This is a genomic window from Streptomyces sp. NPDC007901, from assembly GCF_042959465.1.
In the GTDB taxonomy this organism is placed as follows: Bacteria; Actinomycetota; Actinomycetes; order Streptomycetales; family Streptomycetaceae; genus Streptomyces.
This window is the reverse complement of the sequence record NZ_JBIBKW010000018.1, coordinates 67,290-90,379: the sequence shown is the minus strand read 5'-3', so window position 1 is coordinate 90,379 and position 23,090 is coordinate 67,290. Positions and strand designations below refer to the sequence as shown.

Here is a 23,090-nt window from a genome sequence, read left to right as displayed (position 1 = left end):
GGGAGCGGGGACATTGAAACACGGAATCTTCTTGGTTGAGGCGCAGGCGAAAAGCTCCGACTGGCGAATTTCAGTCGCGGTCGCAGCCGTTCCTGCGCTGGCTTCTATTCTGGCGGCTGTTGTTGCTGCTCTCTCTGCAAGAAAAGCTAAGAAGTCTGAAATCGACGCTCAGCGTCTCAGAGATTTGGAGGCTCGGATCTCTGAAAAGAAATACGAAGTATACAAGCCGATGATTAACCTATTCCGGGACATTCTTGATCAGCGGAGTATGCCGGAGGAGGATCTCAGAAGTCGAATTTCTGAATTCTCGGCCTGGGTTTCAATCTTTGGCTCGGATGAGGCGGTCAGAGCGTTTCACAACTTCATGCAGGCTGCGTACACGGGCAACCCTCCGGCCGTCGTCTTGATGAAGCTGTATTCCGATTTCGTTTTGTCTGCGCGTCGCGACATGGGGTACCCCGACACTGCGGTTGACGCTAGGTGCCTGCTTGGCATGCGTATCAGTGACCTATATACAAGTGGGCAAATGGTTGACGTTAATGCGTCTCTGGCTGAACTGTGTCGCGCGACTGGTTGGACGCCGCCGTGGGAACCCGTGCCGGCAACGTAGCTCCGTGATACTGGTTCAGTGGCATTGATTTGGGGGATGGCGTGGATGTGGCAAATTTTGTCATAGCGTTGATTGGTCTGATAGCTGCCGTGGCCTCTCTGGTCTGGCAGGCGGTTACGTTTGTCCTTTCCGGAATTAGGCCGCAATGTAAAATGATGCATGGGGCTATTAATCCGGGTCGCCAGTACGCCACATATCCGATTGTCGGGCGCACGCTACGGTTGCCTGGTTCGGTGGTTGCGCAAGGATTCACTGAAGAGGCGCTGTTCGTCACGGTGCACAATGCGGGCCGGCTCCCTTTCAGCGTGAAGAGCTGGCATCTAGTGTTGGAGGGTGGGGTGAGTACTGGGGTTCTGAACAACCCTTTCGGGCCTGCTCTGCCGCATCGCCTTGACGTTGGAGAGGAAGCGACTTGGGCGATCGAAATGAGCCAAGCGCAACAAGTGGCAGATGCCTGGCGAAGTCAACGCGGCGGTGTATCTGTTCCCGCCTGGATGGAGGTTCAAGTGGGAAACGGCAAGACCTATAGAAGTAAAGAAGTCGTGGATCTCTGAGAGATGGTTACCGGTGACTGTCCGGCAGAGCTGAGTCGGCGGTCGGGCTCGTACTGCACGAAGGCGTCACGCGGGCAACTGAGACGGAAACTGAGACGAACCACGGGGAGGGCGGCACCCCCGCGAGGGTGCCGCCCTTCCGTTCTGCCTGGTCAGGCCAGATAGAGGCCGTGGCGGGAATTGAACCCACGTACCTCGCTTTGCAGGCGAGTCCCTAAGCCACTCGGGCACACGGCCGTGTCGGTGAGACGAAGGTATGGGGGCGTGGGGGAGGGGGACAAGGGGATCGGCGGGGGTGCAACGGGACTGCCATACGGCGTTCATGAAACGGGAGGGGGAGGGGGGTCTACGACCAAGGTCCGAGGTGGGGTACGGCTCTCGACAGGGGCCAAAGTGGTACTTGGGCCTTACCGTGGTCAGCATGACCGCCCTTGAGCCGAGCGACGCCGTTGTCGCAGATGAGACCGCTGACAGAGTCGATGACGAGGGTGTGCTGGGGCGGTCGTACCGGGCGCTGAGCGTCGGGATCGTGTCCGTGGTGCTGCTGATCGCGTTCGAGGCGACGGCCGTGGGGACGGCGATGCCGGTCGCGGCCCGGGAGCTGGACGGGCTGTCGCTGTACGCGTTCGCCTTCTCCGGGTACTTCACGACCAGCCTGTTCGGGATGGTGCTGGCCGGGCAGTGGTCGGACCGGAAGGGGCCGCTCGGGGCGCTGACGACGGGGATCGGGGCGTTCGCCGCCGGGCTGGTGGTCGCCGGGGCCGCGCAGAGCATGTGGGTGTTCATCCTGGGGCGGGCCGTGCAGGGGTTCGGCGGCGGGCTGGTCATCGTCGCGTTGTACGTGGTCGTGGGGCGGGCGTACCCGGAGCGGTTGCGGCCCTCGATCCTGGCGGGGTTCGCCGCCGGGTGGGTGGTGCCGTCCATCGTCGGGCCGCTCGCCGCCGGGACCGTCACCGAGCAGCTCGGGTGGCGGTGGGTGTTCCTCGGGATACCGGTGCTCGTCCTCCTGCCGGTGGCGCTCGCGCTGCCGCAGATACGGCGGCGGGCCGGCGGTCCCGTGCCGGGCGGGGGCCGGGAGGCCTTCGACCGGCGGCGGATCCGGCTCGCCCTCGGCATCTCCCTGGGCGCGGGGCTGCTCCAGTACGCGGCCCAGGACCCGCGATGGGTGTCCCTGCTGCCGGGGGCCGCCGGTGCCGCGCTGCTCGTACCGTCCGTGCTCGGGCTGCTGCCCCGCGGGACGTACCGCGCCGCGCGCGGTCTGCCCTCGGTCGTGCTGTTGCGCGGGGTCGCCGCCGGTTCCTTCATCTCCGCCGAGTCCTTCGTACCGTTGATGCTCGTCACCCAGCGCGGACTGTCCCCCACACTCGCCGGGTTCTCGCTGGCGGCGGGCGGGGTGACCTGGGCGGTGGGCTCGTGGGTGCAGGCGCGGCCGGGCATGCAGCCGTACCGGGAACGGCTGATGACCCTCGGCATGGTGCTGGTCGCCGCGGCGGTCGCGACCGCCCCCAGCGTGCTGCTGCCCGCCGTGCCGGTGTGGACCGTCGCCGTCGCCTGGAGTTTCGGCTGTTTCGGGATGGGGCTGGTGATCGCCTCGGCCAGCGTCCTGATGCTCCGGCTCTCCGCCCCCGAGGAGGCCGGCGCCAACTCCGCCGCCCTGCAGATCTCCGACGCCCTGTCCAACGTGGTGCTGCTCGCCGCGACCGGCGCGGCCTTCGCCGCCCTCGGCGGCGGCAGCATGACGGGGACGGCCGGCTCCGGTTCCCACCCCGGCGCCTTCGCCGTCGTGTTCCTGCCGATGGCGGGCGTGGCGCTCGTCGGGGCCTGGGTGGCGACCCGGCTCCGGGACCCGGGTGGCCGCACGGCTTCGTGATCTGTGACGTGAGTCCCACCCGGGGTGACCCGGCCTTGTCCGCGCGTTGACAGCCACAGCACGCCGGTAGGGTGGCCCGGTTGTCATACGTAGCCGCCCGACCCCCTTCCTACGGAGACCGTGACTACCACCGCCGCTTCCTCCGCGTCCTCCCACCACCTTTCGCCGGCCTTCCCGGGCCGGGCGCCCTGGGGTACCGCCAGCAAGCTGCGGGCCTGGCAGCAGGGGGCCATGGAGAAGTACGTCCAGGAGCAGCCACGCGACTTCCTGGCCGTGGCCACGCCCGGCGCCGGAAAGACGACCTTCGCGTTGACGCTCGCCTCCTGGCTGCTGCACCACCATGTCGTGCAGCAGGTCACCGTCGTCGCCCCCACCGAGCACCTGAAGAAGCAGTGGGCGGAGGCCGCGGCCCGGATAGGGATCAAGCTCGACCCGGAGTACAGCGCGGGCCCGCTCAGCCGTGAGTACGACGGGGTGGCGGTGACGTACGCCGGTGTCGGCGTGCGGCCCATGCTGCACCGCAACCGCTCCGAGCAGCGCAAGACGCTCGTCATCCTCGACGAGATCCACCACGCCGGTGACTCCAAGTCCTGGGGCGAGGCCTGCCTGGAGGCGTTCGAGCCGGCCACCCGGCGGCTGGCCCTGACCGGTACGCCCTTCCGCTCCGACACCAACCCCATCCCCTTCGTGACCTACGAGGAAGGGCAGGACGGGATCCGGCGATCGTCCGCCGACTACACGTACGGCTACGGCAACGCGCTCGCCGACCACGTCGTCCGCCCCGTCATCTTCCTCTCCTACAGCGGCAACATGCGCTGGAGGACCAAGGCCGGTGACGAGATCGCCGCCCGGCTCGGCGAGCCCATGACCAAGGACGCCGTCAGCCAGGCCTGGCGTACCGCCCTCGACCCGCGCGGTGAGTGGATGCCGGCCGTGCTGCGCGCCGCCGACCAGCGGCTGACCGAGGTGCGCAAGGCCATCCCGGACGCGGGAGCCCTGGTCATCGCCTCCGACCAGGAATCGGCGCGCGCCTACGCCAAGTTGATCCGCGAGATCACGGGCACCAAGGCGACCGTCGTCCTCTCCGACGACACCGGCGCCTCCAAGCGGATCGACGACTTCAGCGCGAGTGACGACCGGTGGATGGTCGCGGTGCGGATGGTGTCCGAGGGCGTCGACGTGCCGCGGCTGGCGGTGGGCGTCTACGCCACGACCATCTCCACACCCCTCTTCTTCGCCCAGGCCGTCGGGCGCTTCGTGCGGTCCCGGCGGCGCGGCGAGACCGCGTCCGTGTTCCTGCCGACCGTCCCGGACCTGCTGACCTTCGCCAACGAGATGGAGGTCGAGCGCGACCACGCCCTCGACAAGCCGAAGAAGGACGGCGAGGAGGACCCGTACGCCGAGTCCGAGAAGGAGATGGAGGAGGCGAACAAGGAGCAGGACGAGGACACCGGCGAGCAGGAGCAGTTCGCCTTCGAGGCGCTGGAGTCCGAGGCCGTCTTCGACCGGGTGCTCTACGACGGCGCCGAGTTCGGCATGCAGGCCCACCCCGGGAGCGAGGAGGAGCAGGACTACCTCGGTATCCCGGGTCTCCTCGAACCCGACCAGGTGCAGATGCTGTTGCAGAAGCGGCAGGCCCGGCAGATCGCGCACAGCCGCAAGAAGCCGGACACCGAGGCCGACCTGCTGGAGTTGCCGGCCGAGCGGCGGCCCGTCGTCTCCCACAAGGAGATGATGGAGCTGCGGAAGCAGCTGAACACGATGGTCAGCGCGTATGTGCATCAGAGCGGGAAGCCGCATGGGGTGATCCACACCGAGCTTCGGCGGGTGTGTGGGGGGCCGCCGAGTGCGGAGGCGACTGCGGGGCAGTTGCGGCAGCGGATCGCCAAGGTGCAGGAGTGGGCCACCCGGATGCGGTAGTCGGTCCGGTGCGGGTCGTCTGTGGTTGCTCGCGCAGTTCCCTGCGCCCCTGAGGGGGCGCGTCACGCTGCGCATACCGATACAAACCGAAGTAGTCCGTACCGGCGTGTGACCGGATTCTGGACGGAGACTTCCGCTCAGCGAACCCGCTTCGCTACTGTCCGGCTACGCACACGCCCCGTGGCAGCGCCGCCGCGGAGCGCAGCCGTGAAGCGACTGGGCCCGGAGCCGCCGGGCCGCCATGCCGATCGGCGGCCTCTGAAGCGCGTCGCTGACGGGACTCGGCGACGCATCCGCCGCGTCGGAGGTTGCCGACCTCACCACTTAAGGAGTGGGCGTCGTGACCGCGGAGACCTCTCAGACGCTCGACCGGGGACTACGGGTCCTCAAACTGCTGGCCGACACGGACCACGGGCTGACCGTCACCGAGCTTTCCAACAAACTGGGCGTGAACCGGACCGTGGTGTACCGGTTGCTCGCCACGCTTGAGCAGCATGCACTGGTACGGCGTGACCTGGGCGGGCGAGCCCGGGTCGGGCTGGGCGTGCTGCGCCTCGGCCGGCAGGTTCATCCGCTCGTACGGGAAGCAGCCCTGCCGGCGCTTCGTTCGCTCGCCGAGGACATCGGGGCGACGGCGCATCTGACACTGGTCGACGGGACCGAGGCGCTGGCCGTCGCGGTCGTCGAGCCGACCTGGACGGACTACCACGTGGCGTACCGGGCCGGGTTCCGGCATCCGCTGGACCGCGGGGCCGCAGGGAAGGCCATCCTGTCCGCCCGGCACTCGCCGAAGGTCGACCCGGGGTACACGCTGACCCACGGCGAACTGGAGGCCGGGGCGAGCGGGGCGGCCGCCCCGCTCCTCGGGGTGACCGGAGTGGAGGGGAGCGTCGGGGTCGTGATGCTGGCCGACGCCGTGCCGGAGCGGGTCGGGGCACGGGTCATGGACGCGGCACGGGAGGTCGCGGACGCGTTGCGGTAGGGAGTGAGTGCGGGGGTGGTGGGGGCTGGGGGCGGGGATTTCGCTCACCGGCGCCGGCAGGGCGCCTCCCCCACTCTCGGCTTCGCTCGAGCGGGGGGACCCCCATCGCCCACCCGTGCCGCCCCATGGGGGCACCTCCCAGGCCCTTGAGGCGCTGGGGGAGGCACGCATGCCCGCAGCTACGACGTGCCCCGTAAGGGGCGCGGGGCTGTATCGATGTGCGGCTCCGCCGCGTGGGCGCGACCAGCCCCCCCATGCACCCGCACCCACCCACGGCCCTCCGCCCCCCTTTGTTTCACCCACCCACCCGCATTGGCCGATCCGCCAACCCCACCCCCCACCCTCTGGCCGATCCCCCCACCACCCCGACCCCCCTCCCTCCGCATCATCAGGGCCGGACAAGAGCCCACGGCGGAGGGAGCCGGAACATGGAGACGGTGGGGACACGGCCCCGGCCAGGGGGACAGGGCCGTACCGCGAGTCGGCTCACCCGACGGCAGTCCGTCGACACCCTCGTGGGCGAGGCCGGCGCCAGCCCGCTCACGCGCACGATGGGCGTCACCCAGCTCACCCTGCTGAGTGTCGGCGCGACCCTCGGCACCGGCATCTTCGTGGTGCTCGGGCAGGCCGTGCCCGAGGCCGGCCCCGCGATCGTCGTCTCCTTCGTGCTGGCCGGCGTCACCGCCCTGTTCTCGGCCCTGTCGTACGCCGAGCTGGCCGGCATGATCCCCGGCTCGGGATCGTCGTACAGCTACGCCTACGCCACCCTCGGCGAGCTCGTCGCGTGGGTGTGCGGGTGGTGCCTGATCCTGGAGTACGGCGTCTCCGTGGCCGCCGTCGCCGTCGGCTGGGGGCAGTACGTCAACGAACTGCTCCACCTCACCTTCGGCGTCACCCTGCCGGACTCGCTCAGCGCCCCGCCCGGCGCCGGCGGCACGCTCAACATCCCGGCCGCGCTCATCGTCGTCCTCGCGATGGTCGTGCTGTTGCGCGGGGCCAGGGAGAGCGCCGTCGCCAACGTGGTGATGGTCGGGGTGAAGATCGCGGCGCTCGTCCTCTTCTGCGCGGTCGCCTTCACCGCGTTCCACGCCGGGAACTTCCAGCCGCTCTTCCCGCTCGGCGCCGCCGGGATGAGCGCGGGGGCGGCCTCGCTGTTCTTCTCCTACATCGGCTTCGACGCCGCCAGCACCGCCGGCGAGGAGGCGCGCAACCCGCAGCGCGACCTGCCGCGGGCGATCATCCTCTCCCTCGTCCTGGTCACGGCCCTGTACGTGCTGGTCGCGGTCGCCGCGCTCGGCGCGATGCCGTGGAAGGAGTTCGCGGGGACCGAGGCGACGCTCAGCGAGGTGCTGGTGCGGTCCGTCGGCGGCGGGAACCTGTGGCCGATCCTGCTGTCCATCGGTGCCGTGGTCGCCACCACCAGCGTGGTGCTCACCGTGCAGTACGGGCAGATCCGGATCCTGTTCGCGATGTCCCGGGACGGGCTCGTGCCGCCGCTGTTCGCGAAGGTGCACCCGCGCACCGGGGTGCCCCGCGCCAACACCGTGATCGTCTCCTCCTTCATCGCCGTCCTCGCCGCCCTCGTGCCGCTCGGCAGCCTCGCCGACGCCACCAGCATCGGCACGCTCTTCGCGTTCATGCTGGTCAACCTGGCCGTGGTGATCCTGCGGCGGCGCAGCCCGGACACACCCCGCTCCTTCCGTGTCCCCTTCTCCCCGGTCGTACCCGTCCTCGGCGTCGGCTTCTGCGGCTACATGCTGTTCAGCCTCGGCGCCGACACCTGGATCGCCTTCGGGGTGTGGATGGCCGTCGGCCTCGTCCTCTACGGCTGCTACGGCATCCGCCACTCCAAGCTCGCCACCCGGGACCTGGTATGACCGCCCTCGACCTCACCGCCGACGTCGTCGACCTCACCCGGGCCCTCGTCGACCTCCCCTCCGAGAGCGGGGCGGAGGCCAGGATCGCCGATGCAGTGGAGCACGCCCTGCGCGGCCTCGGGCACCTCAAGGTCGACCGGGTCGGCAACACCGTGGTCGCCCGTACCGCCCTCGGCCGGGACCGGCGCGTCCTGGTCGCCGGGCACCTGGACACCGTCCCGGCCGCCGGGAACCTGCCCTCCCGGCTCGCCGACGGGTGCGTGCACGGACTCGGCGCCTGTGACATGAAGGGCGGGGTCGCGGTCGCGCTGCGGCTGGCCGCCACCGTCCCGGAACCGGCCGTCGACCTCACCTTCGTCCTCTACGAGTGCGAGGAAGTGGCGGGGGAGCGCAACGGGCTCGGTCTCCTCGGGCCGGACCTCCTCGCCGCCGACCTCGCCATCCTCATGGAGCCCTCCGACGCCGGGGTCGAGGCCGGCTGCCAGGGGTTTCTGAGCGCCGACATCGTCGTATCCGGCCGACGCGCGCACACCGCCCGCGCCTGGCAGGGCGTCAACGCCGCCCACCGGGCCGCCCGGGTGCTCCAGCGGCTCGACGACCACACCGCCGAGCGGGTCGTGATCGACGGGCTGGAGTACCGGGAGGGGCTGAGCGCGGTCGCCGTACGGGCGGGGGTCGCCGGGAACGTCGTACCGGACGAATGCGTCATCTCCGTCAACTACCGCTTCGCTCCTTGTCGTTCGGTGGCGGACGCGGAGGCGTACGTACGAGAGCTGTTCCCGGAGTACGAGGTCCGGGTCACCGAGGTGGTCGCCGGTGCGCTGCCCCGGCTCGACCGGGTCGCCGGGCTCGTCGAGGCGCTCGGGGCCGTGCCCCGGCCCAAGTTGGGGTGGACCGACGTCGCCCGGTTCGCGGCGCTGGACGTGCCCGCGCTCAACTACGGTCCCGGGGACCCCTCCCTGGCGCACACGGCGGGGGAGTACGTGCCGGTCGGGCAGCTGCGCGCCTGCGAGGAGGGCCTCAGGGCGTGGCTGCTGCGCTGAGCCCGGCCAGCACCCGCAACTGCAGCCACAGCACCAGCCGTTCGTCGGGATCGTCCAGGTCGATCCCGACGTGCCGGCGGACCTGGCGCAGCCGGTAGCGGCAGGTATTGGGGTGGACGGCCAGCAGCTCGGCCGCGCCCGCCATGTCGCAGCCCGCGTCGAACCAGCAGACCAGGGTGCGGGCGTACTCGGTGCCGTGCCCGGCGTCGTACGCCAGCACCCGCTGCCACGCCCCCGCGGTCAACTCCCGCCGATCGCCGAGCACTTCGGCCAGCCGCAGCAGGGTGACCCGGGGGCGCACCTCGTCCACCGTGGCCACCGGCGAGTGCGCGTCCAGCACCCGCAGCACCAGATCCGCGTCCGCCCGCGAGCCGACCACCTCGCCCACGTCCGGGACCAGTTCGCCCAGCCCCGCCCGCACCGGCACCCGCAGCGCCTGCCCGGCCCGCCGCACGATGTCCTCGGCCAGCGGCCGGTGCCGTGCCCCCGGACCCGGCAGCAGCGCGTACACCACCCCGTCGACCAGCACACACGCGTGCCGTCCGTAGCGCGCCTCGCACTGCAGCCGTACGACGTCCAGCAGGCGCAGCGCGGTGCGCTCGGCGTCCGGCACGCTGGTGGTGGTGTCGAGCGCGAACGCGGCCACCCGCACCTCGCCCTCGACCCCCAGCCGGACCGCGGCTGCCGGGGCGTCCGCCGTGCCGTCGAGCAGCCGGCGCAGCAGGTCGCCGCTCTGGTGGCGGGCCAGCTCCTGTGCCGCCCGGGCGCGCAGCAGGAGCAGGGCGGCGGTGGCGGCGCCCTGGACGAGGGTCTCCTCGGCGTCCGGCGCGAGCGCGCCGCCGTCGACCACCCAGACCGAGCCGAGCGTCTCGCCGCCGGCCCGCACCGCCATCGCCAGCCGGGGCAGGTCGGTGTCCGTCAACGCCGGGAGCCGGACCGGGCGTTCGGCCGCGAACAGGGTGCGGTACTGCTCGGTGTTCTCGGCGCTGGCCGGCACCTGGAGGCCCAGGATGCCCTGCCGGCGGTCCTCGTCGACGGGCTGCCCGGCGACGGTGGAGTAGGCGAGGATCCGCTGCCGGGGGTCCTCGATCGCGGTGGCCCCGCCGACCCCCGCCGCGATCGCGTCGGCCAGCGCGAACAGATCGCCGAGCCCGCTCCCGGGGGCCGCCGGGCGGGCGCCGATCGCCGAGGCCAGCAGCAGGTGGACGTGGTGCCAGGCCGCGTCCTCGTCGACCGACAGCAGCGCGACCCCGTGCGTCTCCGCCTCCCCGACCGGCCCGTCCGCGCCCCGCACCACCACCCCGGTCAGCCCCGCCTCGGCCGCCGCCCGCACCAGCGGCCCGGCCGCCGCCGCGCGCACCCCGACCGCCAGCAGCAGCGCCCCCGGCCGCCGGGGCAGCGGGGCGTGGGCGTCGTACAGCACCGCCTCGGTCACCGGCACGGTCAGCCCGGCGGGGGCCGTGTGCAGCCGGACGGAGGGACCGCCGACGATGTCGAGCAGGTCGCCGAGGGTGCAGGCGTCCATGGGAGTCCCCAACCAGGAGTGGGCCAACCGAAGAGAGGTTCTTGGCCGATTTCCTCATGACGCTACGCATTCCTTGTCCGTCCGCACAACACGGGGGTGGGCGTCGGCTCCGAGACTCGGATCATGACCCTGACCGAGACCGGAGTCGGCATCCGTACCGTCCACGACGTCGCCGGGCTCGCGGCCGTGACCGACTACTTCAGCGACGTCTGGCAGACGCCCCGCACCGCCCCGCCCTACCCGGCCGAGGTCCTGCACAGCCTGGTCCACGCGGGCGGCGCCGTGCACGCCGCCTACGACGGCACGCGGCTGGCCGGGGCGGCCGTCGCCGTGTTCGGCCCGGACCGCGACACCTACTCCCTCGTCGCCGCCGCCGACCAGGGCCTCGGGTACGCCGTGAAGCGGGCCCAGCGCGCCTGGGCCCTGGAGCGCGGCGCCCGCACCATGCGCTGGACCTTCGACCCGCTGGTCGGCCGCAACGCCCGCTTCAACCTGGTCAAGCTGGGCGCCACCGGCACCGAGTACCTCGTCGACTTCTACGGCCCGATGACCGACGGCGTGAACGACGGCGACGAGAGCGACCGGCTGACCGTGACCTGGGACCTGACGGCGGACGCCGCCGCGGTGCCTTCCACGTCGTACGACAGGCACGATGCCCCGGCCAGCCACCACGGCCCCGACGGCGAGGTCCTCGCCCGCCGCGACCTCGGCGACCGGGCCGTGTGGTGCCGGGTGCCGGAGGACGTCGTAGGGCTGCGGGCCGCCGACCCGGCGCTCGCGCTGCGCTGGCGGCACGCCGTCCGCGAGGTGTTCACGGCGGCCTTCGCCGAGGGCTTCCGGGCCGTGGGGATGTCCAGGGACGGCTGGTACACGCTCGCCCGCACGGCAGAGGGGACGACAGTATGAAGCTGGAACGCGTGGAGATCGTGCATGTCGCGATCCCGCTGGTCACGCCCTTCCGTACGTCCTTCGGGACCATGACGACCAAGGACACCTTCCTCCTCCACGTCGTCACGGACACCGCCGAGGGCTGGTCGGAGTTCGCCGCCGACCCCGAGCCGCTGTACTGCTCGGAGTTCGTCGCCGGCGCGGAGATCGTGCTGCGGGACTTCCTGGTGCCGCGCGTGGCGGCGCTGCGGGAGCTCACCTCGGCCGCGGTCGGGCCGGCCACGGCGAAGGTCAAGGGGCACGAGCTGGCGAAGGCCGCGCTGGAGACGGCGGTGCTGGACGCGGAGCTGCGGACCTACGGCATGCCGTTGTCCGTGTTCCTGGGGTCGGTACGGGACCGGGTGCCGGCGGGTGTCTCGGTCGGCATCAAGGACTCGGTCGGCGAGCTGCTCGACGACGTCGAGCGGTATCTCGCCGAGGGGTACGTCCGGATCAAGCTGAAGATCGAGCCCGGCTGGGACGTCGAGCCGGTACGGGCGGTGCGTGAGCGGTTCGGGGACGCGCTGCCGCTCCAGGTCGACGCGAACACGGCGTACGGCCTCGCCGACGCGGAGCATCTGCGGCGGCTCGACGAGTTCGGGCTGCTGCTGATCGAGGAGCCGCTGGAGGAGGACAACCTGCACGGCCACGCCCGGCTGCAGCGGCGGATCGCGACGCCGGTCTGTCTCGACGAGTCCCTGCACAGTGCGCGGGACACGGCGGCGGCGATCGCCATGGACGCGTGCCGGGTGGTGAACGTCAAGCCCGCGCGGGTCGGCGGCTACCTGGAGGCCCGCCGCGTCCACGACGTGGCCCGGGCGCACGGGGTGCCGGCGTGGTGCGGCGGCATGCTGGAGACCGGGATCGGGCGGGCGCCCAACCTGGCGCTGGCGGCGCTGCCGGGGTTCACGCTGCCGGGCGACACCTCGGCGTCGAGCCGGTACTTCGCCGAGGACATCACCGAGCCGTTCGTCCTGGACGACGGCCATCTCCCGGTGCCGACCGGTCCCGGGATCGGGATCGAGCCGCTGCCGGACGCGCTGCGCCGGTTCACCCGTGAACGCCGCGAGCTGCTCTCGCGCTGACCGGGGCGGGGCCGGGGTGGTGCGGGGGTGGTGCGGGGGTGGTGCCGGGGCGGTGGCCTGAACAGGTCGTCGCGTTAGATTGACTCCGTGCTCTCACGTCTCACGCGTCTCCAGGCCATCGCCGTCTGTGCGATTCCCGTCGTGGCTCTGATCGGTACGGCCGTCTTCGCGCCGTTGCCGTTCTCGGTGGCCCAGCCCGGGATGACGGCGAACGTGCTCGGCGACAACCAGGGCACCCCGGTGATCACCATCGCCGGGGCGCCGACCCGGAAGACCAGCGGCCAGCTGCGGATGACGACGATCGAGGCGACCGGGCCGGACGCACGGGTGTCGCTGAGCGATGTCATCGGCAACTGGTTCCGGACGGACCGGGCGGTGATGCCGCGCGACTCGGTCTACCCGAGCGGCAACAGCGTCAAGGAGGTCGAGCAGCACAACACCGAGCAGATGGAGCAGTCGCAGGACGCGGCGGCCCAGGCCGCGCTGAAGTACCTCGATCTGAGCGCCGGCAAGGTCAAGGTGACCTTGAAGCTGGCGGATGTGGGCGGGCCGAGCGCGGGGTTGCTGTTCTCGCTCGGGATCATCGACAAGCTCGACGGGAACGGCAGCGGGGGAGACCTCACCGCGGGGAAGAACATCGCCGGTACGGGCACGATCAGTGCGGACGGCGCGGTGGGGGCGGTGGGCGGGGTCGCCCTCAAGACGCAGGCGGCGCGGCGGGACGGGGCGACGGTTTTTCTGGTGCCGCGGGATGAGTGCGCCGATGCGAAGGCGGAGCTGCCGAAGGGGTTGCGGTTGGTGCCGGTGACCACCCTCAAGGGGGCGGTGTCTGATCTGGTGGCGTTGGAGAAGGGGACCAAGGTTCCCAGCTGTTGAGTTTTGGGTGCGGGTGGGTGGGGGCTGAGCGCGCCCGCGCGGCGGAGCCGCAGATGGATACAGCCCCGCGCCCCTTACGGGGCGATTGCCGGGGCCGGGGTTGCCAGGCGGAGGCCTACTTCCACCAGGGTCCAGCCGAGTCGGGTGCGGAGTTCCCGTTCCGGCTTGGCTTCCTTTGCCAGGCGGTAGGCCTCTGCCTGGGTGTGCAGGTCGGTCATGTGGTGCTGGGCGAGGTGGGTCTGGGTGTGCATGGAGTGCCTCTCAGTCCGTCTCGATGGGGAACAGGTGGGTGTGGATGCGTACTTGCTCGGATTCCGGGGTGTCCTGGTCGGGGACCCGGTCCCGGTAGCCGTCGATCAGGTCGTGCAGCTTGCCGATCAGTTCGAGGGCGAGGTCGGGGGTGAGCCGCAGGGTCATGTCGCTCATGTCGGTGGAGCGGGCCCAGGGCTGGGGCCACTGGTCCCGGGTGCCGAGCCAGGTGGACAGCTCGCGGGCGTGACGTGCGGCGCCCTCCTGCAGGAACACCTCCGTCAGTCCCCGTACCTCGGGACTCGCGTCCTCGAAGTCCGCGCTGTCGAAGCGGATGCTCTGGTCCACCACCTGCCACCACCGCTCGCGGCCCTTGCCGCGCCCGGGGGCGTCCTCGACGAAGCCGTGTTCGGCCAGCTGGCGCAGGTGGTAGCTGGTCGCGCCGCTGGACTCGCCCAGCCGTTCGGCCAGTTGGGAGGCGGTGGCGGGACCGTGCTGCCGAAGCGCGTCCAGCAGCTGCATCCGCAGCGGGTGTGCGAGCCCCCGCAGTGAGCGGGCGTCCAGCCGGCGCTGTTTTCGTTCCTCGTGCTCCGTCATGCGTACAAAGATAGCTATGCAAAGGGTCCTTTGCAACCACTCTTTTGCATCGACTTCTTTGGAACTCCCCCCGGAACCCCACTACTTCTCGAGCTTCGCCGTCACCGGGTCCAGGACCGTCGCGATCGCCGGCCACTTCTCCTGGGTCATGGTGTTGATCACGGGCGCCGCGTTGTCGGCCATCACGACCAGGTTCATGGACCTGATGCGGCCGTCGGTCGTGAAGACCTCGCCGTACATCCCGTCCGCGTCCCCGGACTTGACCGCCTCGCGGGCGCCGATCGAGCCCTGGATGCCGGTGCGGTCCAGGACCTGCGCGCCCGCCGCCTGGAAGGCGATGCCCGTGATCGCGCCGAGGATCAGCTGTTCCGTGAACTCCGCGGACGTGACGGTGAGATGGGCGCCCTTGAGAGGTTCGCCCGTGCCGATCGAGCCGTCCCGAGTCGCTCAGGTCCCTTCGCTCAGGTCCCTTCGCTGTCTGCCGCGGCCTGTTCCACCAGCGGGATGATCCGCAGCGGAACGGGGTTCTCCATGACGATCGCCGTGGAGGCCCGGACAATGCCATCAAAACCGACGACCCGGTCGATCACCCGCTGGAGATCGGCGTTGGAGCGGGCCACCAGCCGGCACAGCATGTCCCCGCTGCCGGTGGTGGTGAGCAGTTCCAGTACCTCCGGCACGGTCGTCAAGTGCGCTCGGACGTCCGGGCCTTGGCCCTGCCGGATCTGGAGGGTGGCGAAGGCGGTGACCGGGTAGCCGAGGGCCGCCGGATCGACCTGGGGGCCGAATCCCTGGATCACTCCATTCGACTGAAGCCGGTCGAGACGGGCCTGCACGGTTCCCCGCGCCACCCCCAGCCTGCGGGACATCTCCAGCACGCCGATGCGCGGTTCCCGGGCCAGCAGCACCAGGATCCGCCCGTCCAGATGATCGATCGCCATGCCCGCCTCCGGATGGTCATCCTGTACAGAAAGTCCGCCGTCACCGGCGTGCTGCTGAACATATTGCCCAGCCGAAACGCGAACTATTGCGCACCTTGCCCCCCAGGTTCACCCTTCGACCATGACGCAGACCACACAGCACACTCCCGACACGACCGTCCGGCAGGCCGACCCCTTCCCGGTCAAGGGAATGGACGCGGTCGTCTTCGCCGTGGGCAACGCCAAGCAGGCGGCGCACTACTACTCCACCGCCTTCGGCATGCGGCTGGTCGCGTACTCCGGACCGGAGAACGGCAGCCGTGAGACCGCGAGCTACGTCCTGGAGAACGGCTCGGCCCGGTTCGTGTTCACCTCCGTCATCAAGCCGGACACCGACTGGGGCCGCTTCCTGTCCCGCCATGTCGCCGAGCACGGCGACGGGGTCGTCGACCTCGCCATCGAGGTCCCGGACGCCCGCGCCGCGTACGCCTACGCGGTCGAGCACGGGGCGCGGTCGCTGGCCGAGCCGTACGAGCTGAAGGACGAGCACGGCACGGTGGTGCTGGCCGCGATCGCCACGTACGGCGAGACCCGGCACACCCTCGTCGAGCGGGTCGGCTACGACGGCCCCTACCTCCCGGGGTTCGTCGCCGCGTCCCCGATCGTCGCCCCGCCCGCCCGCCGTACCTTCCAGGCCGTCGACCACTGCGTCGGCAACGTCGAACTCGGCCGGATGAACGAGTGGGTCGGTTTCTACCACCAGGTCATGGGCTTCTCGAACATGAAGGAGTTCGTGGGCGACGACATCGCCACCGAGTACAGCGCGCTGATGTCCAAGGTGGTCGCCGACGGGACGCTGAAGGTCAAGTTCCCGATCAACGAGCCGGCCATCGCCAAGAAGAAGTCCCAGATCGACGAGTACCTGGAGTTCTACGGCGGCGCGGGCGTCCAGCACATCGCGCTCAACACGAACGACATCGTCGAGACGGTACGGACCATGCGCGCGGCCGGTGTGCAGTTCCTCGACACCCCGGACTCGTACTACGACACCCTCGGCGAGTGGGTCGGCGACACCCGGGTGCCGATCGACACCCTGCGCGAACTCAGGATCCTCGCCGACCGTGACGAGGACGGCTATCTGCTGCAGATCTTCACCAAGCCGGTCCAGGACCGGCCGACGGTCTTCTTCGAGATCATCGAACGCCACGGGTCGATGGGCTTCGGCAAGGGCAACTTCAAGGCGCTCTTCGAGGCGATCGAGCGGGAGCAGGAGCGGCGCGGGAATCTGTGAGCCGGGGGCGGGTTCGGCCGGTGGGCGCGTGCGGGCTGGAGGGGGCTGGTCGCGCCCGCACGGCGGAGCCGCATATCGGCACAGCCCCGCGCCCCTGGGGTGTTGCCCTCACCGGTGTTCGGCGTTCGGCTTCTTCGTCAGCCCGGCAGGGGCTCCTCCGGGGGTTCCTGGCCGAGGGCGGTGAGGGTTGTCTTCGCTACCGGTACCTGGAGGGGGGAGAAGTACGGGTTGATGCGTAGCGCGTCCTGGAGGTGGCGGCGGGCCGGGGCGTCGAGGTCCAGGTCGCGTTCGATCATGCCGCGGTGGAAGGCGTAGAGGGCGCTGCGGATGCCGCCGCCCTTGGTGGAGTCCGTTGCGATGGAGGCGTAGCGCAGGGCTTCCTGGTCCTCGCCGGAGCGGTGCAGTGCCCAGCCGAGGGCGTCCGCGACCTCGATGCCGGGTTGGCGGTCCCACTCGGCCTCCAGGTGCTGTACCGCCTCCTGGACGTCCCCGTGGTCCGCCTCGTACTGCCCGATCACCAGGTCGTCGTCGATCCCGGCGTCCAGTTCCCGCCGCACCTGCGTCCGCAGCAGCCCGTACTGGGCGTCGGCCTCCCGCCCCAACCCCAGCGACTCGTACAACTCGCCCAGCTCCAGCGCGACCTGGGGGGCCGGCCGATGGGCGAGAGCCCCCTGGTAGGCGGTCACCGCCTCCTGCGTCCGGCCCAGCGCGGCGAGTGCCCGCCCCTGCCCGGCGCGCGCCGCCGACTGGTCGGGGTCGAGGGCCACGGCCGCCTTGAAGTGCCGGAGCGCGTCGTCGCGGTCGCCCCGCTCCCAGGCCAGCTGCCCGGCCTGGCACAGATACGCGGCCTGCTCGGCGGGCGTCCGCGCGGCCGCCGCCGCGTCCGTCACCTGCGCCGCCGCGTCCTCGCGCCAGCCCCGGTCCCGGTACACGGCCGAGGCGCGTGCCATCACGGCCGGCTTCACGTCCGCCCCGACCTTCAGCGCCATCAGCTTGTCCAGCGCGGACCGGGCCGCCTTGTAGTCGCCGAGCCCGTTGTAGGCGTCGATCAGCGCCGGATACGTCGACCACCGCTTCGGCGCCGCCTTCACCGCCTCCTCGCCGAACCGCTTGGCCTCGGGGAAGTCCCGGCGCGCGTTCTCCAGCGCGGCGAGCGCACCGAGCGCCTCGGAGTTGCCCTTGGCGGACACCTCCAGCGAGGTCTGCAGCGCGTTCTCGGCCTTGGGGAAGTCGGCGGTGTCGGCGGTCCGGCGGGCCCGCTCCAGGTACGCGGCCCCCAGCACCGCCCAGGCGTGCGCGTCCCTCGGCCGCTCCCGCACCCGGGCCTCCCGCTCGCCGATCAGGGTCGTGAGGTCGGGCAGCGCGGCGGGCAGCCCGTTGACGACCGCCGTCAGCAGCTGCGCCGACGCCTGCCGGTTCGCCTGGGGCCCGGCCGCCGGGGGCCGGGGAGAGCGGCGCGGTTCGTGGGGATGCCACAGCAGCAGCACCCCGCCGGCCGCCGCCCCGCCCGCCAGCGCGACGACCAGCAGCCGCCGCAGCACCTTTCGCCGCCGGCGTGGCGGCTCCGGCTCCGTGAGCAGCGAGGTGGCAGGTCCGGACGGTCGGTTGTCGAGCGCGCACATGCCGGACACTGTGCGTCAATACGACGACCACATCCATGCGGCCCAAGGACGGACCCTGTGGGGTTCACACCGATGGCCCCGGGTGCGACGCTGTGATCATGAGCCGTATCGAAGCGCCTCGGGACGAGACCACCGGCAACCTCACCGACCGGCTCCTCGCGGGCCTGCCGGCCGACGCGGTGCTCGTGGACCCGGACGTGACCACGTCCTACGCCAACGACATGGCGAGCTTCTGCCCGGCCGGCACCCCGGCCGTGGTCGTGCTGCCGCGCACGGTCGAGCAGGTCCAGCACGTCCTGCGCGTCGCCACCGAGCTGCGCGTCCCGGTCGTCCCGCAGGGCGCCCGCACCGGCCTGTCCGGCGGCGCCAACGCCACCGACGGCTGCATCGTGCTCTCGCTGACCAGGATGGACCGCATCCTGGAGATCTCGTCGGTCGACCGGATCGCCGTCGTCGAACCCGGCGTCGTCAACGCCACCCTCTCCCGCGCCGTCGAGGAGCACGGCCTCTCCTACCCGCCGGACCCCTCCAGCTGGGAGATGTGCACGATCGGCGGCAACATCGGCACCGCCTCGGGCGGGCTGTGCTGTGTGAAGTACGGGGTGACCGCCGAGTACGTGCTGGGCCTGGACGTCGTCCTCGCCGACGGACGGCTGATGTCCACCGGCCGGCGTACGGCGAAGGGCGTCGCCGGATACGACCTGACCCGGCTCTTCGTCGGCTCCGAGGGCTCGCTCGGGGTCGTCGTACGGGCGGTCCTCGCGCTGAAGCCCAAGCCGCCCGGGCAGCTGGTCCTGGCCGCCGAGTTCGGTTCCGCGGCCGCCGCCTGCGACGCGGTGTGCCGGATCATGGAGGGCGGCCATGTGCCGTCCCTGCTCGAACTGATGGACCGTACGACCGTCAAGGCGGTCAACGAACTCACCCACATGGGCCTGCCGGAGTCCACCGAGGCGCTGCTGCTCGCCGCCTTCGACACCGCGGACCCGGCCGCCGACCTCGCCGCCGTCGGCGAGCTCTGCGAGGCCGCGGGCGCCACCCAGGTGGTCCCGGCCGACGACGCCGCCGAGTCCGAACTCCTGCTCCAGGCCCGCCGGTCCTCGCTCGTCGCCCTGGAGGCCGTCAAGGGCACCACGATGATCGACGACGTGTGCGTGCCCCGGTCGAGGCTCGGCGACCTGATCGAAGGGGTCGAACGCATCGCGGACAAGCACCGGCTGACCATCGGGGTCGTCGCCCACGCGGGCGACGGCAACACGCACCCCACCGTCTGCTTCGACGCCCAGGACGCCGACGAGTGCCGCCGGGCCCGCGAGTCCTTCGACGAGATCATGGGCCTCGGGCTGGAACTCGGCGGCACCATCACCGGCGAACACGGCGTCGGCGTCCTGAAGAAGGAGTGGCTGGCCCGGGAGATCGGGCCGGTGGGCGTGGAGATGCAGCGGGCCGTCAAGAGCGTCTTCGACCCGCTGGGCATCCTCAATCCCGGCAAGCTGTTCTGACCGTCGTTCCGACTTCATCCGCAGGCGGCCTCACTGGGCGAGCAGCTGGTCGAGCGCGTCGTCGATCCCCAGCTGCGCGCCCTCGGTCCCCGGGGGCACCACCCGCAGCGTCCGCTCCAGCCAGGCGGACACCTGGGGGATCGGCGCCTCAAGGAGGGCGTCGCCGTCGGGTGAACTCAGCGCCATCAGCACGACGCTGCGGCCCTGCGACTTCGTCGGCCACACCCGCACGTCCCCCTGCCCGCTCGGCCGGAACACCCCCTCCACGAGCAGATCGCGGGCGAAGGTCCAGTGGACCGGGCACTCGGAGTTGACGTGGAAGCCGACGTGGACGGCGTACGGGTCGTCGGAGCGGTAGGTGAGCCGGGCCGGGACCGGGATGCTCCGCTCGGGGGACAGGATGAGCCGCAGCTCCAGTTCGCGTTCCACCACGGTGTGATGCATGACGTCCGTTTCCTCTCTCGATCAGTCGTGCGGGCGCCTGCGCGTGGGCCCGTACGTGTGGAGAGGGGCTGGAGCCGCGAGCATTACGCGGGTTCCGGGAAATTTTTTTCGGGTGCGGTGAAGGGGGTGCACAGGGCCGCCCGGAAAGGGGCGGGTCCTGCGGGACTGGCGGTGGCGGGCACCCGGGTCTGGTAGATGTGGAGGCTCCCACACGACCCCCGAGCAGATACGGGACGACGGACATGAGCGCCCCAACTCCGGCACCCGGTGACGAACGGCCCCGCGAGGGCTACTACCCGGACCCGTCCATCCCCGGCTACGTCCGTTACTGGAACGGTGCCGCGTGGGTGCCGGGCACCAGCCGCCCGGCCCCGTCCGACGGCGAACCGCTCGCTGCGCCGCCCGGCTCAGGACCGGCGACTCCCGTGCCCTCCGGAGTGGAGGAGACCGGCCCGCACTTCTTCGACGAGGACCCGCAGCCGGGCCCGGCCGCCGGCTGGACCGCAGAAGGCGGCGCCTGGGGTACCGACCCCCGGGCCGCGGCGGGCGCCCCGCCCCGGCCGGACGGGCACGCCTCCCGCACCGACGGCACGGCCACGATCCCGCCGGCGGACCAGGGGGACGTCGACTCCGGCGGCACGTTCATCTTCCGCAGGCCGACGCTCGGCCCGGCGGGCACCCCGCCCACGGCCCAGCCCCCCATGGACGACGGCACGATGACGTTCCGCCCGATCCGCGGCGAGAACACGCCGTCCCCGGGTTCGGGCGCGGGCGGGTTCGGCGCGGCGGGTTCGGGCGGGTTCGGTGCGCCGGGGTCCGGTGGCCCGGGTGCGGCCGGGGCCGGTGGCGCGGGTGGTTTCGGTGCGCAGGGGCCGGTGGGCGCGCCCGGAGTCGCAGGGGCTGCCGGAGCTACCGGAGAGGCCGGAGCCGCCGGGCCGGGTACCGGCCGTCCCGGCTTCGGCGCCGGCAAGGCGGCCGCGGCCCGGGCGGCGGCGGCCCAGTCGCAGCCCGCCCCACCCGCCAGCCAGTCGCAGCCCGCCCCACCCGCGCAGGCCCGGCCCGCGCAGGGGGCGGCCCCAACCCCCGTCGCCTCCCAGGCCGTCGCCCCCGCCGTACCCCCGCAGCAGTCCGCCGCGGCCCCGTCCCCGATGGCGTCCGGTACTCCCATGGCCCCGGGCGCCGGCGGCGGGCAGTCCTCCTGGGCGCAGCAGGTGCACCAGCTCGCCGGCGACCAGCAGGTGACGCCCTGGAAGCCGCCGGTGGACGACGTCTTCCAGGCGGCCGCCCGGCGGCAGGCGGCCGCTCGTCCCGCCGGGCTCGGCAAGCGGTTCGCGGCGCGGCTCGTCGACAGCCTGGTCGTCGGCGCGGTGACCGCTGTGGCCGCCGTACCGTTCGGCACCCGGGCCGCCGACCACGTCCAGGAAAAGATCGACGCGGCCAAGCTGTCCGGTCGTACCGAGACCGTCTGGCTGCTCGACGGCACGACCGGCCTGTACCTCGGGATCGTGCTCGGCGCCCTGCTCCTCGTCGGCCTCCTCTACGAGGTGCTGCCCACCGCCAAGTGGGGGCGCACCCTCGGCAAGAAGCTGTTCGGTCTGGAGGTGCGGGACATCGAGGGCCACGAGCCCCCGGCCTTCGGCGCCTCGCTGCGCCGCTGGCTGGTGTACACCGTGCCCGGTCTGCTCGGCATCGGGATCATCGGCGTCGCCTGGTGCCTGTTCGACCGCCCCTGGCACCAGTGCTGGCACGACAAGGCGGCGCACACCTTCGTCGCGGGCTGACGGTACAGCCGCCGTACCCCGTACGGCCGCGCGCCGGATGCGGACTCGGCCGCCGCGCGGTCCACTCGGGCCATGAGCACCGAACCGCCTCCGCCCCCGGGCTCCGGACAGCCGCCGGACGACGACCCGTTCAGGAAGCAGCCGCCGTCGGGCCCGAGCGAGGGCCAGAGCGGGGGACCGAGCGGGGGACCGAGCGCGGGCCAGGGTGCGGGCTCGCCGTACGACGCTCCGTACGGCGGCGCGCAGCCCCCGCCGCCCTCCTACGGCGGCGGTCCCTACGGCGCGGGCGGCGGCCAGGGCGGTCCTGAGGACCCGCTCGCCGGGATGCCCCCGCTCGCCGACAGCGGCAAGCGCACCCTCGCGCGCATCATCGACATGATCCTGGTGGGCATCGTGGTCGTGCTGCTCACCTGGGCGTTCGGGGTGAGCGAGTACCAGATGGACGGGGACAAGATCTCGGCCGGCAGGTCCTTCGCCCAGTCGCTGATCGCCGCCGTCCTGTTCGTCGCCTACGACACCCTGATGATCGCCAAGTCGGGCCGCACCCTCGGCAAGAAGTGGCTCGGCATGCGGGTCGCCAACCTGAACGACGGCGCCACACCCTCCGCCCAGACCTCGCTGGTGCGCGCCCTGGTGCTGTGGATCCCGTTCGCCTTCTGCTGCGCCTGCGTCTGGACCGTGATCTGCGGCGGCTGGAGCTTCTTCGACAAGCCGTACAAGCAGGGGCTGCACGACAAGGCCGCGAAGACGGTCGTCGTCACTGCGTGAGGGGCCGGGAGGGCAGGGGGCACCACAGCAGTCGGCGGGTCCGTCAGTCTCACGGACCCGCCGACTTCGGCTTCACTGGTGTGCGTGTGCGTGCGTCAGGGCGCGGTGGGCTCCCGGACGGGCTCGGCCGCGGCGGCGGCCACGGTCTCCCGGTGTACGGGGACCCGCACCTCGGGCAGTGCGGTCGGGGTGGGCAGGGACTGTGCGACCGTGCGCGGCCGGGGAAGCGGGACCGTCATGGCGACCAGCAGTCCCAGACCGAGCGCCGCGAGCGCGATGACCGCGATCCCGATGCCCGAACTCGTCTGTGACAGCAGCAGCATGGCGAGCGTCGAGCAGATCACGGTGCACGAACCGTAGACGAGCTGTGCCGGGGTCGGACGAGGCATGGCAATCGTGTCCTCGGGAGAATTGGGGGTGAGACGGGGGAACCGGCCTTGTTTTCACCGGTTTCCGGGCGTTCCACCGTTCGACTCTATTCGCGTGCATGCCCGAGCGGAACGTCCGGTAAGCGTGACCTAACCCACGGTACCGGTGCACAGGGGGCGCACGGTCGCATGGCATACGGCAACCGCAGGCATATGCGCGCCGGTTGAGCGAGGTCCTTCGTGGGCAGTGCGCACCCTCGGCGTCCGTAAAGCGAACTTCCT

21 protein-coding genes, 1 tRNA gene and 1 pseudogene are annotated in these 23,090 nt (G+C 71.5%); 14 read left to right on the top strand and 9 right to left on the bottom strand.

All coding sequences use genetic code 11. The features are described from left to right. The first annotated feature begins 31 nt into the window (after positions 1-31). Both ACFZDK_RS41130 and ACFZDK_RS41125 read left to right on the top strand, forming a co-directional pair. The gene (locus tag ACFZDK_RS41130; RefSeq protein ID WP_390980491.1) at positions 32-610 is read left to right on the top strand and encodes a hypothetical protein; all 579 of its coding nucleotides are present in this window, start codon (positions 32-34) and stop codon (positions 608-610) included. A gap of 41 nt (positions 611-651) precedes the next feature. Continuing rightward, a complete protein-coding gene (locus tag ACFZDK_RS41125; RefSeq protein ID WP_390980489.1) occupies positions 652-1,164 on the top strand; it encodes a hypothetical protein in 513 nt (170 codons plus the stop codon). A gap of 165 nt (positions 1,165-1,329) precedes the next feature. Here the strand turns inward: ACFZDK_RS41125 and ACFZDK_RS41120 are convergent. After that, positions 1,330-1,401 (bottom strand) — tRNA-Cys (locus ACFZDK_RS41120). 184 nt (positions 1,402-1,585) lie between these two features. On the opposite strand from ACFZDK_RS41120, the gene ACFZDK_RS41115 reads away from it, so the two are divergent. The 5 genes from ACFZDK_RS41115 (at position 1,586) to dapE (ending at position 8,856) form a co-directional block, all read left to right on the top strand. Beyond that, positions 1,586-3,034, top strand: coding sequence for an MFS transporter (locus ACFZDK_RS41115; protein ID WP_390980487.1), 1,449 nt, complete (start codon positions 1,586-1,588; stop codon positions 3,032-3,034). A gap of 120 nt (positions 3,035-3,154) precedes the next feature. Next, positions 3,155-4,954 (top strand): DEAD/DEAH box helicase family protein, encoded by a 1,800-nt coding sequence (locus tag ACFZDK_RS41110; RefSeq protein ID WP_390980485.1) that lies wholly within the window; start codon positions 3,155-3,157, stop codon positions 4,952-4,954. Between the two features lie 340 nt (positions 4,955-5,294). Continuing rightward, positions 5,295-5,936 carry a helix-turn-helix domain-containing protein gene (locus tag ACFZDK_RS41105; protein ID WP_390980483.1) on the top strand — a complete coding sequence of 214 codons (642 nt, stop codon included), beginning with the start codon at positions 5,295-5,297 and terminating at the stop codon, positions 5,934-5,936. A 428-nt stretch (positions 5,937-6,364) separates the two neighbouring features. Continuing rightward, on the top strand, positions 6,365-7,813 hold the full coding sequence (locus tag ACFZDK_RS41100) for an amino acid permease (protein ID WP_390980481.1): 1,449 nt from the start codon (positions 6,365-6,367) through the stop codon (positions 7,811-7,813). Beyond that, on the top strand, positions 7,810-8,856 hold the full coding sequence (gene dapE / locus ACFZDK_RS41095; protein ID WP_390980479.1) for a succinyl-diaminopimelate desuccinylase: 1,047 nt from the start codon (positions 7,810-7,812) through the stop codon (positions 8,854-8,856). Before ACFZDK_RS41100 ends, dapE begins: the two co-directional genes overlap by 4 nt. On the opposite strand, the gene ACFZDK_RS41090 is transcribed toward dapE, so the two are convergent. Next, positions 8,834-10,381: a helix-turn-helix domain-containing protein gene (locus ACFZDK_RS41090; protein ID WP_390980477.1), complete on the bottom strand. Its 1,548-nt coding sequence runs from the start codon at positions 10,379-10,381 to the stop codon at positions 8,834-8,836. The two genes, dapE and ACFZDK_RS41090, sit on opposite strands and share 23 nt — an antisense overlap. A gap of 123 nt (positions 10,382-10,504) precedes the next feature. On the opposite strand from ACFZDK_RS41090, the gene ACFZDK_RS41085 reads away from it, so the two are divergent. The 3 genes from ACFZDK_RS41085 to ACFZDK_RS41075 all read left to right on the top strand — a co-directional run bounded on the left by ACFZDK_RS41085 (position 10,505) and on the right by ACFZDK_RS41075 (position 13,269). Beyond that, the gene (locus tag ACFZDK_RS41085; RefSeq protein WP_390980475.1) at positions 10,505-11,287 is read left to right on the top strand and encodes a chorismate synthase; all 783 of its coding nucleotides are present in this window, start codon (positions 10,505-10,507) and stop codon (positions 11,285-11,287) included. Continuing rightward, a complete protein-coding gene (gene menC, locus ACFZDK_RS41080; protein ID WP_390980473.1) occupies positions 11,284-12,393 on the top strand; it encodes an o-succinylbenzoate synthase in 1,110 nt (369 codons plus the stop codon). The genes ACFZDK_RS41085 and menC overlap by 4 nt, the downstream gene beginning before the upstream one ends. An 87-nt stretch (positions 12,394-12,480) precedes the next feature. After that, positions 12,481-13,269 (top strand): S16 family serine protease, encoded by a 789-nt coding sequence (locus tag ACFZDK_RS41075; RefSeq protein ID WP_390980471.1) that lies wholly within the window; start codon positions 12,481-12,483, stop codon positions 13,267-13,269. 74 nt (positions 13,270-13,343) lie between these two features. On the opposite strand, the gene ACFZDK_RS41070 is transcribed toward ACFZDK_RS41075, so the two are convergent. The 4 genes and pseudogenes from ACFZDK_RS41070 to ACFZDK_RS41055 all read right to left on the bottom strand — a co-directional run bounded on the left by ACFZDK_RS41070 (position 13,344) and on the right by ACFZDK_RS41055 (position 15,056). After that, positions 13,344-13,520, bottom strand: a complete 177-nt coding sequence (locus tag ACFZDK_RS41070; protein ID WP_390980469.1) for a hypothetical protein — start codon at positions 13,518-13,520, stop codon at positions 13,344-13,346. Between the two features lie 10 nt (positions 13,521-13,530). Continuing rightward, complete coding sequence (locus tag ACFZDK_RS41065) at positions 13,531-14,115, bottom strand: helix-turn-helix domain-containing protein (RefSeq protein WP_390980467.1); 585 nt, start codon at positions 14,113-14,115, stop codon at positions 13,531-13,533. Between the two features lie 90 nt (positions 14,116-14,205). Next, a pseudogene (locus ACFZDK_RS41060) lies at positions 14,206-14,556 on the bottom strand (glycine betaine ABC transporter substrate-binding protein); the annotation flags it as partial. A gap of 20 nt (positions 14,557-14,576) precedes the next feature. Then, positions 14,577-15,056: an Lrp/AsnC family transcriptional regulator gene (locus ACFZDK_RS41055; protein ID WP_355711284.1), complete on the bottom strand. Its 480-nt coding sequence runs from the start codon at positions 15,054-15,056 to the stop codon at positions 14,577-14,579. A gap of 121 nt (positions 15,057-15,177) precedes the next feature. Here ACFZDK_RS41055 and hppD point away from each other — a divergent pair, with 121 nt between their 5' ends. After that, entirely contained in the window at positions 15,178-16,326 is a 1,149-nt protein-coding gene (gene hppD / locus ACFZDK_RS41050) for a 4-hydroxyphenylpyruvate dioxygenase (RefSeq protein WP_390980464.1), read from the top strand. Between the two features lie 137 nt (positions 16,327-16,463). On the opposite strand, the gene ACFZDK_RS41045 is transcribed toward hppD, so the two are convergent. After that, positions 16,464-17,948 carry a tetratricopeptide repeat protein gene (locus ACFZDK_RS41045; protein ID WP_390980462.1) on the bottom strand — a complete coding sequence of 495 codons (1,485 nt, stop codon included), beginning with the start codon at positions 17,946-17,948 and terminating at the stop codon, positions 16,464-16,466. A gap of 92 nt (positions 17,949-18,040) precedes the next feature. Between ACFZDK_RS41045 and ACFZDK_RS41040 the strand changes: the two genes are divergently transcribed. Further along, positions 18,041-19,447: an FAD-linked oxidase C-terminal domain-containing protein gene (locus ACFZDK_RS41040; protein WP_390980460.1), complete on the top strand. Its 1,407-nt coding sequence runs from the start codon at positions 18,041-18,043 to the stop codon at positions 19,445-19,447. Positions 19,448-19,477: 30 nt separating this feature from the next. On the opposite strand, the gene ACFZDK_RS41035 is transcribed toward ACFZDK_RS41040, so the two are convergent. Beyond that, entirely contained in the window at positions 19,478-19,891 is a 414-nt protein-coding gene (locus ACFZDK_RS41035; protein ID WP_390980458.1) for an SsgA family sporulation/cell division regulator, read from the bottom strand. Between the two features lie 242 nt (positions 19,892-20,133). Here ACFZDK_RS41035 and ACFZDK_RS41030 point away from each other — a divergent pair, with 242 nt between their 5' ends. After that, a complete protein-coding gene (locus tag ACFZDK_RS41030; RefSeq protein WP_390980456.1) occupies positions 20,134-21,672 on the top strand; it encodes an RDD family protein in 1,539 nt (512 codons plus the stop codon). A gap of 72 nt (positions 21,673-21,744) precedes the next feature. Next, positions 21,745-22,440: an RDD family protein gene (locus ACFZDK_RS41025; protein ID WP_390980454.1), complete on the top strand. Its 696-nt coding sequence runs from the start codon at positions 21,745-21,747 to the stop codon at positions 22,438-22,440. A 95-nt stretch (positions 22,441-22,535) separates the two neighbouring features. Here ACFZDK_RS41025 and ACFZDK_RS41020 read toward each other — a convergent pair whose 3' ends face one another. Then, complete coding sequence (locus ACFZDK_RS41020; protein WP_355711291.1) at positions 22,536-22,829, bottom strand: hypothetical protein; 294 nt, start codon at positions 22,827-22,829, stop codon at positions 22,536-22,538. Positions 22,830-23,090: the final 261 nt, after the last annotated feature.

Coding starts and splice junctions, on each gene's coding strand:
- ACFZDK_RS41065 (WP_390980467.1), bottom strand. CDS start 14,115: ATGACGGAGCACGAGGAACGAAAACAGCGCCGGCTGGACGCCCGCTCA.
- ACFZDK_RS41085 (WP_390980475.1), top strand. CDS start 10,505: ATGACCCTGACCGAGACCGGAGTCGGCATCCGTACCGTCCACGACGTC.
- hppD (WP_390980464.1), top strand. CDS start 15,178: ATGACGCAGACCACACAGCACACTCCCGACACGACCGTCCGGCAGGCC.
- dapE (WP_390980479.1), top strand. CDS start 7,810: ATGACCGCCCTCGACCTCACCGCCGACGTCGTCGACCTCACCCGGGCC.
- ACFZDK_RS41020 (WP_355711291.1), bottom strand. CDS start 22,829: ATGCCTCGTCCGACCCCGGCACAGCTCGTCTACGGTTCGTGCACCGTG.
- ACFZDK_RS41115 (WP_390980487.1), top strand. CDS start 1,586: ATGACCGCCCTTGAGCCGAGCGACGCCGTTGTCGCAGATGAGACCGCT.
- ACFZDK_RS41025 (WP_390980454.1), top strand. CDS start 21,745: ATGAGCACCGAACCGCCTCCGCCCCCGGGCTCCGGACAGCCGCCGGAC.
- ACFZDK_RS41100 (WP_390980481.1), top strand. CDS start 6,365: ATGGAGACGGTGGGGACACGGCCCCGGCCAGGGGGACAGGGCCGTACC.
- ACFZDK_RS41090 (WP_390980477.1), bottom strand. CDS start 10,381: ATGGACGCCTGCACCCTCGGCGACCTGCTCGACATCGTCGGCGGTCCC.
- ACFZDK_RS41045 (WP_390980462.1), bottom strand. CDS start 17,948: ATGTGCGCGCTCGACAACCGACCGTCCGGACCTGCCACCTCGCTGCTC.
- ACFZDK_RS41070 (WP_390980469.1), bottom strand. CDS start 13,520: ATGCACACCCAGACCCACCTCGCCCAGCACCACATGACCGACCTGCAC.
- ACFZDK_RS41035 (WP_390980458.1), bottom strand. CDS start 19,891: ATGCATCACACCGTGGTGGAACGCGAACTGGAGCTGCGGCTCATCCTG.
- menC (WP_390980473.1), top strand. CDS start 11,284: ATGAAGCTGGAACGCGTGGAGATCGTGCATGTCGCGATCCCGCTGGTC.
- ACFZDK_RS41030 (WP_390980456.1), top strand. CDS start 20,134: ATGAGCGCCCCAACTCCGGCACCCGGTGACGAACGGCCCCGCGAGGGC.
- ACFZDK_RS41055 (WP_355711284.1), bottom strand. CDS start 15,056: ATGGCGATCGATCATCTGGACGGGCGGATCCTGGTGCTGCTGGCCCGG.